This window comes from Lentilactobacillus dabitei (assembly GCF_019061365.1).
In the GTDB taxonomy this organism is placed as follows: Bacteria; Bacillota; Bacilli; order Lactobacillales; family Lactobacillaceae; genus Lentilactobacillus; species Lentilactobacillus dabitei.
Genome location: NZ_JAHPPD010000034.1, coordinates 19,009 through 28,011, shown reverse-complemented (window position 1 = coordinate 28,011; position 9,003 = coordinate 19,009). Strand labels below are relative to the sequence as shown.

Here is a 9,003-nt window from a genome sequence, read left to right as displayed (position 1 = left end):
GTCAATTAACCACCAGTCTGCAAATGGTCGTTTTAGCGTTTTTAGCACTATTACTTAAGAGATTTTAGACAGCTTCTTAGCGGCTAGTTTAGCAGCATCTTCCTCAGCTTCTTGGTCCCGTTCACGTTGTTTTGCTGCCAGTTCAGCAGCTTCCTTTTTGGCTTCCTGCTCGCGTTCGTGTTCTCTGGTGGCTTGTTTAGCAGCGGCCTTTTGAGCAGCTTGTTGATGTTCCAATTCTTTGGCAGCTTGATCTCGAGCAGCCCGTTGAGTTTTAGTTTGTCGCTGGAAGTCATCCCACTGAGCCCGCCGAAATTCTTTAATAACCTCCACATTGGGTGATTGGGAGTTCGCTGCTTGAACGCCACTTCCAGAACCAATTGGCTGATCCAACCAATCGCGCCAACTAATTGGTTGGACATCTTGAGTTAGCGGTTGCTCATTATTAGGTTGGGTTCCGGCAGGAGAAGCACTAGTTTGGGGCTTCTGAGCCGCCACCAATCGACTGAATTGTTTCATCCGATCTCGGGGCAAGCGCAAGTATTGTTGCCGTTGATTGGTCGTCAACTGGGCGACATCGTACATTTGCTGGCGGTCACGACTACTCAACAACATGTAAATTAATGGGTAGGGTAAGTAGAACCACAAAACAACTTGGGGAAAGAAATAGGCAAGAATAATCAAAACGCAATTCAATAAGACATAGATCAGATTATGTTGGCCAAAAATTTTTCGGTAAACCTGCCGCATTTTTGAAGTATCGGTATATTGAAAGTGAATGATTGATCTTGCAAGCAATCTGAAACAAGTCCCGGTAATTCCGACGAGCAGGCCATAAGCCATCACTGTGATATTGGTGGTGTTCTCAGCCATCATATTGGTTGCCAGGGGGGTAAGCGATAATGGAATCAGAAACAAAAAATCAGCCAGCATAATCCGGTAGCTCATGTCGTCAATTTCATTAAACAGCGTGGCGTGCTGGTACCACATGTTGGCGACAAACGCGAAGCTAATGATGTAGACACCGATTTCTTTGCTCAACAAAAGGTAATCATTGAGGTTATCCCGTAATACGGGTGTCAGATCCAATACCATAATTGTTAAAATAATCGCGATGACGGCATCACTAAAGGCGTCTAGCCGAACTTTGAGTTTTTTCATTTTAAAGGCTTCCCGATTGGCGTTTATTGGTTGGCTAGTAAGTGAAGCTCTTTGGCAACACTAATGCTTGACCATAAACCCAATATTTTTGGATTTTAGGTTTGGTGTGAGAGCTTTTCTTGGCAGCATATTTTGAAATTCGGTACCAATTAAATTGCAACCCTTGGTTAGCATACATATCAATGACAACTTTGGTACCTTTTTTTAAGCCACTCTTTTTCCACGAAGTTGTTTTAATGTGCTGATAATCGCTATTGATAACGTGATTGGTCAGCTTGAACTGTTGATAATGACTGCCAATTTTGGCAACCACCTTAGCCTTATGATAGGTAAGGTTTCCAGTCATGGTTGCCGCATCGGCTGTGGTTGGGGTATTGATCGCGGTAAAGCCAGTGAGGGTAATGGCAGCAGTTGCTAATAACAATAAATTTCGGTTTTGCATCACTTAAATCTCCATTTCTTTTTGATCTATGTTCATTATATAACTTTTTGATGAGGACGTCTAAAATGCGAATGCGGTGTAAACGAAAAATATAATGCATTCAGATCATCAGAGATCTGGACTGAGAAGCTCTCAAATATCTGAGCAAGCTCGGTTGGTGGTAAATATTTGCCAATCTTTTTAATAGAAAAACGACCTATTAAAAATTCTAACAGGTCGTTTATGTTTAAAAATCCTGAAATGATTAGCCTAAGAACTTACGCAAAACAGCTTGCCGGCTGATGAGGGTTGTCTTCGTTTCTTTATCAGAAATTTTAACCAAGTCTGCAGCCAGATCGGCATGCTTTTGTTGGTCTTCGTCTTGAGGGCCAGCTTTGATATCGAAGAGCTTCTCAACTGCCTCAATATCTTCGTCAACTGCATGCCATGCAGGGTTCTTAGCTTGTAAGGCTTCCAAAGCATCCTTGCTGAAGTATTTAGCAACATGGGCATAGTCATGCTTGATGTTTGGATAATATTTCATCAGGGTATCTAATTCATTATCATCCAACTTGTTCAAGATGCGGCCGGTTCCGAGAAATTCTGGTGGAACACCGACGGAATAAAGCGCACCGGTAAAGGTGATTGCTCGCGGCATCTTGTAACCATCGACATCTCTTGAGTAACCGATGATCCCAACGTGTTGGTGACGGTCACGCCGCTTTGGGAAGGAATCAAAGATTGGCTGTAAGTCGTTGATCAATGGATCCAAAGTTTCGTGATATTCTCCGGCAGCTTTCTTGGCAATATCCAAAAGAATCCTCTGATCATCTTTGTCGATAATCTGGAACTTGCTTTGTTGCAAGCCATCACGTAATTTCATGATGGCTGGCTCAACAACATCCAGTGGATAATCGTAACGGAATGCGGATTGAATGGTAGCTGTCTTTAAGCCAGGGAATTCTTCCAAGTAACGGTCGATCATCATTGGTGACAATCCGCCACGGAAGATGGTGCTTCCCATTCCGGCGATTGGATAAATTGGTAATTTAGTTTCTTCTTCAAATTCAGCTAATCGAGTCAAGGCCAACTTGTTACCGATGATACTGTTCAAGAAGCCGTTTGAAAGAGCAGAATCAGAACCGGCCAAGAAGACCCGCATATACTTGAGGTCGCGGCCAAAGTGTTGATGATACATTTCCAGATATTTCTTCAAAATTTCTGGGGCGTGTAATTGTGATTCGAATCCTTCAAACAACGGAATCATTTGTAGGGTATCAGAATCTTTATGGCCAGTGTTGAATTCCTTGGTCTTGTAATGGGAGAGACTGGCAAACTTGTCTTCCATATCAATCAATTGATCGGCAGATTGGGTCATTGGTAAGATTGCTTCAAACAAAGGTCGTTCTTTAAAGCCTAAGTCCAGTGCGAAGTCTTCGGCTGAAAGAATTGTGGTCATAGCTTGCATCAAGCTGTAGCCTTTTTCTTCCCAAATATTTGGAAAACGGAAAGTGAGAAATTTATCCTTGCCAAGTGGGTGCTTCTTGAAGTACTCATAATGTTCTGAGTACAAACGATCAATCACCGATGCATCAGCGTGCTTTCCTTCCCAATCCCACATGTACTCATCTGCATCTAGTACCGAGAAGTTTTGATAAGCTTCGTCAATTTCACGAAACGCTGAAACAAATGGGTTTTGATGATCCTTGAAGAATGGAACGCCCGCATTATCTGGATGTTGGGTTCCCATAATATTTGGAATTTTTCTGTCCATAAAGAATTGCCTCCTAATATATAGATATGTATTTAGAATGATTATACAGTAAAAAAGGTCAAACATGAAAATAAAATTAGAAATAACTGAATTTATACATAAACGGATAATTTATGAGCAAAAAGTTCGTCTAATTAAATATTAATTAGATGTTACCGCTAATGGCTCAATATTACCAGTCGCCAAACATGCTCATGTGAGCTTAAAAAGGGATTACAGCCCAGTTAATGAGGGAATTGACGCCCAAATAATTTATTGAAAATTTGAAAATGAAAACTAAAAATTAATCAACATCAACTCAAAATAGCGTTTATCACAACTTTATAGTACAAAAAAAGAGGCCACTTAGTCCAGAAAATGAATCTTTTTCTGAAACTAGATGGTCTTTTTGAAGGATAGGTTGGAAAACGAAAAACAGTGTTTGATCAAAATTCCGATTCCCCATTCTTGGTTATGAAAGTAATGTGCCAACCACGCACTTGCTGGCACGATTTATTAGCGGAATATTTCCTTGCTGTTCCGATAAGTTACTTCGTCCTGCTTTTCTAAATAGTTGGCATAGCGAGCAACAGCAAAGAAATAATCTGACAGTCGATTGATGAATCCCATTACTTCATTATTAATAGTCGTTTGATTTTTGAGTGTGACAATTCGCCGCTCTGATCTTCGGGTGACGGTTCTGGCGACTTGGAGTGCCGCTGCAACTTTTGAGCCTCCCGGAAGGATGAATTTTTTAACTTTTGGAACGGTATTGGTGTAAGCGTCAATTTTTTCTTCAAGCCATTTAGTTGCCTCTGCGGCAGTTTCCGGATCAAATTTGTATTCTCGGTGTGATTCTGAGGCGGGATTGGCCAGATCGTTGCCAACATCGAACAAGAGTTGTTGAATTTCTTCCAATTCGTTTGCCAATGATGATGTCTGGGGGGTCAAAGTCGAGACAATATAGCCAACCCATGAATTGAGTTCGTCCGTGGTCCCATAAGCTTCCACCCGGGCATCATCCTTTTGGACAACCTGATGGCCAATAATCTGTGTCTTACCCTTGTCGCCAGCTCTGGTGTAAATTTTCATCATTAATCAGTCCTTTTATAAGTTATCGCTATCATACCTTAAAAATGTGGTTAACTGGTTGGCAGAAAGTTTGATTGAATAAAAAAGTCATGTTTTTTACAGAATAGGATAAAAAAGACGATTTTGGGTGCCCCAGAGTCAGAAAATTGACAATTAATTGACTTGTAAAATGTAACCGGTTTCTTTAAATCCTTTAAAACTGGCTTCGCTGGGAATTTGATTATCAATATTTTGCGCATCTTGGTTTCGAGTCACTGAGGTTTGGCTGTCATATTTAACACATTTTAGATGAATCAGGGGAATTATTCCACAAAGCAGGATGGTTAGCTGAAACGCCTTGTGCGATACGGGCTTGGTAGTGTATGTTTTGAATTGGAAACATGTGAAAAGGATTTCACAAATCTGCACGATTTAGGACTTTCTGTCTCAAAGCAAAGAAGAAATTGGAGTCGAACTATGAAAGTTATTCACGGTGGTAACAGAGAAAAAATTGCTGACAAACTAGGACTATCAGCCGACGAAATGATTGATTTCAGTGCCAACATTAATCCGCTGGGGTTGTCCAAATATTTGTTAGAAGTTCTCAAACAGTCACTTGACCAGGTTATTTATTACCCCAATCCTGAGTATCCAGACTTGAAAAGCGCCATTGCCAATCACTTTAACGTTTCAAGTCAGGATGTCATGGTAGGCAACGGCGCTGTTCAAATGATTTTTGATACTGCAAATGCTGTTCAAGCAAGGAAAGCACTGGTCTTAGCACCGACGTTTGGGGAGTATGAACGATCATTTGCCCGGTCGGGGATGGCCGTCGCGCATTATTATCTGAAGCCTGCTGATCAATTTGAGCTGAATTCTAGCGGTCTGATCAATTACTTAAAAGGACAGCCGGAGATTGATTTAATCTGCCTTTGCAATCCCAACAATCCGACAGGGACGATTATTAAGCCGCTGGAAATGCAAAAGATTGTTGATTATTGTTCCCAGAATCACAAATGGTTGATTATTGACGAGGCATTCATGGATTTTGTAGATCATGATAAATGGAGCTTCGTGAGTCATTTAACCGAGCAATCCCCGGTCATCATCTTACGGTCGGCGACAAAGTTTTTTGCAATTCCAGGGTTGAGATTAGGGTTTGCGGTTACTAAGAATAAGGCGTTACAGGATGCTTGGAATCGACAAGCAGAACCATGGTCAGTCAATACGTTAGCCGATCAATTCGGGCAACATATGTATCAGGATGTTCAGTACATTGAGCAGACATACGAATGGCTTAAGGCCGAAAAGCCGTTTTTACTAGCTGGTCTCAAAGCCCTCCCAAACATTCAGGTTTTCGATTCGTTTGCTAACTACTATCTCATTAAGAGTGCAGTGCCTGAACTTCGAGAAAAATTGTGGCATCAGCGTATCATGATCCGTTCGTGTGCAGATTACTACGGTCTTGGCGATGATTATTATCGAGTAGCGGTTCGTTCCCACCACGAAAACGCTCAATTACTCATGGCGCTCAAATCAGTTGTTGTAAATGCCCTAAGTTAAAAGGAAGTGAAACAATGTGAAAAAGATGTTGATCGCCGGTGTGACGAGCGGATCTGGTAAAACCAGTGTTGTGCTTGGATTGCTGGCTGTGTTGAGTAAACAGTATCAGATCCAGCCATACAAGGTTGGCCCAGATTACGTCGATACGAAGTTTCATTCCAGAATCGTCGGCCGGGATTCAAGAAATATTGATAATTTTTTGGTGCCGGATGCTAAGATGCTGAATTACCTATTTAATCGGGACACGGAAAAGATTGATATTGGCTTGGTTGAAGGCGTGATGGGGTTATATGACGGTTTGGGGATTGATAAGGACAGCCATTCAACGGCCAGCATTGCTAAAATGCTTGGATTGCCAGTTATTTTAGTCGTTGACGGTCACGCTGCATCGACCTCGGTTGCAGCGATCGTGAAAGGCTTTCAGGTGTTTGATGAAAAAGTTAACATTGCTGGCGTCATCATTAATAATTTGAAATCCGATCATCATTATCAGCTCATCAAAGAGGCGGTTGAAAAATATGACAACGTTCCTGTGCTGGGATATTTGCCGCACTGCGATGAAATTAGCTTGCCTTCTCGCCAACTGGGATTAGTTCCGGATAATGAATTACCGCAGGTTGATAAGAAGATTGCTAAGCTGGGCGAATTAATTGCCGACCACGTTGATTTAACCCGGCTGGTTGGGTTAATGAAGGAAGATCATGAACCGATTGTTGTTCCAATTGGTTTTCATCCAGCTCACCTAAGACTTGGCGTAGCTTACGATGATGCGTTTAGTTTTTACTACGAAGACAATTTGAGTCTATTGAATCAGATTGGCGTTGAATTGAAATTTTTCAGCCCGTTACAAGATCACCAATTGCCTGAAGTTGACGCGCTGTATCTTGGCGGTGGGTATCCAGAGGAATTTGCTGCAGAATTAGCTGCCAACACACAGATGAAAGTAGCCATTAAACAATTTTCCGAAGCGGGTGGCCCGGTATATGCGGAGTGTGGCGGCTTAATGTACCTCGGTAAGCGATTGGTTGATCACGATCATTCATATGAAATGGTCGGCGTGTTCGACGGAGTCAGTGAAATGACTTCTCGACTACGGCGGTTCGGTTATTGCTTTGCAGAACCGACTCAGGACACGATTCTCGCCAAAAAAGGCATCAAAGTCCGTGGCCATGAATTTCATCATTCAACGTTTGCTCCTGGTAATCAACTCAAACCGGTTCTTCGAATGAAGAAAGTGATTGATGGCGAGATTGTTTCTCAGTGGACAGGCGGGTATCAAGTTCACAACACTTTTGCCAGTTATCTTCACATTCATTTCTATCAAGATCCAATGATTTTTAACCAGTTATTAGTCAATTTAGGGGCAATGGAAAATGCAAATAGTTAGTATGGCACTTTGCGGCTTTGTCCTTGATTCGATTTTAGGCGACCCGCCAACATGGCCACATCCCGTTAAATTAATGGGTAAATTGATTGCGTTATTAACGAAATTTCTCAATCGACCGACATTTTCTCACACGTTGAGAAAATTCTTTGGGCTGGTCATTTGGCTGATTGTTGTCGGTTTCTCGTTTGCGGCAGTTTTATTCATTTTCTGGGCAGTTTCATTGATGACGTTCATCCCACCAAATGCAGTGACGATCATTCAATTCATAATTGGCGCCTACTTATGTTACACCTGCTTATCGATGAAAGGACTAGCCGTTGAAAGCCATAAGATCATGAAGAGTTTGCAGAATGGCAACCTTAAGCAAGCTCGTTATCAGGTGGGAATGATCGTTGGGCGTGATACCCAGAACCTATCCGCAGATCAGGTGTGCAAGGCAACCATTGAAACCATCGCTGAAAATACAAGTGATGGTGTGATTGCCCCGTTGTTCTACCTGTTGTTGGGTGGTCCGGCTCTGGGGATTGCTTATAAAGCCGTCAATACGTTGGATTCAATGATTGGGTACAAAAATGAGAAGTATGGCGATATTGGCATGGTATCCGCGAGAATTGATGATGTGGTTGGGTTTATCCCGGCTCGGCTAACTTGGCTATTCCTATTGGCCGCCTGCGCACTATTAGGCTACGACAGCAAGCTTGCCTATTCGGTCGGAATTCATGACCGTAAAAATCATCGTAGTCCCAACAGTGGCTTTTCAGAGTCAGTGGTTGCCGGTGCATTGAAATTAAAATTGGGTGGACCACACTACTATTTTGGCGAATTAGTCACGAAACCATACATTGGGACTCTGGTTCAAGATCCAGAAGAAGCAACCGTTGGCAAGATTGAAGAAACGATCCATATGTTATATGCGGCTGCCATTATCGGTTTACTCGCAATGGCGTCACTTTCCATCATTTTGTATGCATAACAAAGGAGTTATCAAATATGGCAGAGGAAAAATACATCACAATTCCCAATAAAATTACAGAGAAAAGTTTTGCGATGATTCAAGACGAAATCGATAAAATTGATCCAAATTATACCTTTAATTCCCCAATTGAAGAACAGATTATCAAACGGGCAATTCATACAACTGCAGATTTTGACTACATGCACAGCCTGCGATTCACGCATGATGCCATCAAAAATATCAAGCATGCGATCATGAATCATGGGACCATCATCACCGATACAACGATGGCTTTGTCAGGGATCAATAAGCGAAAATTAGACGCGTTGGGTGTTCAATACCATTGCTTTATCCGCGATCCGGAAGTGAGGGAAGTTGCCAATGAAAAAGGGATCACCCGATCGATGGCAGCTATTGAGGTTGCAGCCAAGTTGCCAACAGAAAAAGTATTTGTGGTTGGCAACGCGCCAACTGCTTTGTATAAGATTCTCGAGATGATTCGAGAAAACAGATTGGAAGTCGCCGCGGTTATCGGTGTTCCAGTTGGGTTTGTTGAGGCCAAGGAAAGTAAAGACGAATTGGTCAACAGCGACGTGCCGGCAATTGCGGCAATTGGTCGAAAGGGCGGCAGTAATCTTGCCGCGGCCCTGACCAATGCAATTATTTACAATCTTGACTTAATTAAGTGAGGTGAG

The 9,003-nt window shown here is 42.2% G+C and carries 8 protein-coding genes; 4 read left to right on the top strand and 4 right to left on the bottom strand.

What is annotated here, in order from left to right; all coding sequences use genetic code 11:
- Window positions 1–54: 54 nt before the first annotated feature.
- The 4 genes from KTE19_RS06820 to KTE19_RS06805 all read right to left on the bottom strand — a co-directional run bounded on the left by KTE19_RS06820 (window position 55) and on the right by KTE19_RS06805 (window position 4,424).
- Entirely contained in the window at window positions 55–1,158 is a 1,104-nt protein-coding gene (locus KTE19_RS06820; protein WP_217341912.1) for a TMEM175 family protein, read from the bottom strand.
- Between the two features lie 34 nt (window positions 1,159–1,192).
- Window positions 1,193–1,600 carry a hypothetical protein gene (locus KTE19_RS06815; RefSeq protein ID WP_217341911.1) on the bottom strand — a complete coding sequence of 136 codons (408 nt, stop codon included), beginning with the start codon at window positions 1,598–1,600 and terminating at the stop codon, window positions 1,193–1,195.
- A 244-nt stretch (window positions 1,601–1,844) separates the two neighbouring features.
- Complete coding sequence (gene ppcA / locus KTE19_RS06810; protein ID WP_217163653.1) at window positions 1,845–3,353, bottom strand: phosphoenolpyruvate carboxylase; 1,509 nt, start codon at window positions 3,351–3,353, stop codon at window positions 1,845–1,847.
- A 495-nt stretch (window positions 3,354–3,848) separates the two neighbouring features.
- Window positions 3,849–4,424, bottom strand: coding sequence for a cob(I)yrinic acid a,c-diamide adenosyltransferase (locus KTE19_RS06805; protein ID WP_217163705.1), 576 nt, complete (start codon window positions 4,422–4,424; stop codon window positions 3,849–3,851).
- 456 nt (window positions 4,425–4,880) lie between these two features.
- Here KTE19_RS06805 and cobD point away from each other — a divergent pair, with 456 nt between their 5' ends.
- The 4 genes from cobD to KTE19_RS06785 are packed head-to-tail and all read left to right on the top strand — an operon-like array spanning window position 4,881 to window position 8,997.
- Entirely contained in the window at window positions 4,881–5,966 is a 1,086-nt protein-coding gene (gene cobD / locus KTE19_RS06800) for a threonine-phosphate decarboxylase CobD (protein WP_217163656.1), read from the top strand.
- Between the two features lie 16 nt (window positions 5,967–5,982).
- Window positions 5,983–7,353, top strand: coding sequence for a cobyrinic acid a,c-diamide synthase CobB (locus tag KTE19_RS06795; protein WP_217163658.1), 1,371 nt, complete (start codon window positions 5,983–5,985; stop codon window positions 7,351–7,353).
- Window positions 7,340–8,326 (top strand): adenosylcobinamide-phosphate synthase CbiB, encoded by a 987-nt coding sequence (gene cbiB, locus KTE19_RS06790; RefSeq protein WP_217163660.1) that lies wholly within the window; start codon window positions 7,340–7,342, stop codon window positions 8,324–8,326. Before KTE19_RS06795 ends, cbiB begins: the two co-directional genes overlap by 14 nt.
- Window positions 8,327–8,343: 17 nt before the next feature.
- Window positions 8,344–8,997 (top strand): cobalt-precorrin-8 methylmutase, encoded by a 654-nt coding sequence (locus tag KTE19_RS06785; RefSeq protein WP_217163662.1) that lies wholly within the window; start codon window positions 8,344–8,346, stop codon window positions 8,995–8,997.
- The last annotated feature ends 6 nt before the right edge of the window (window positions 8,998–9,003 follow it).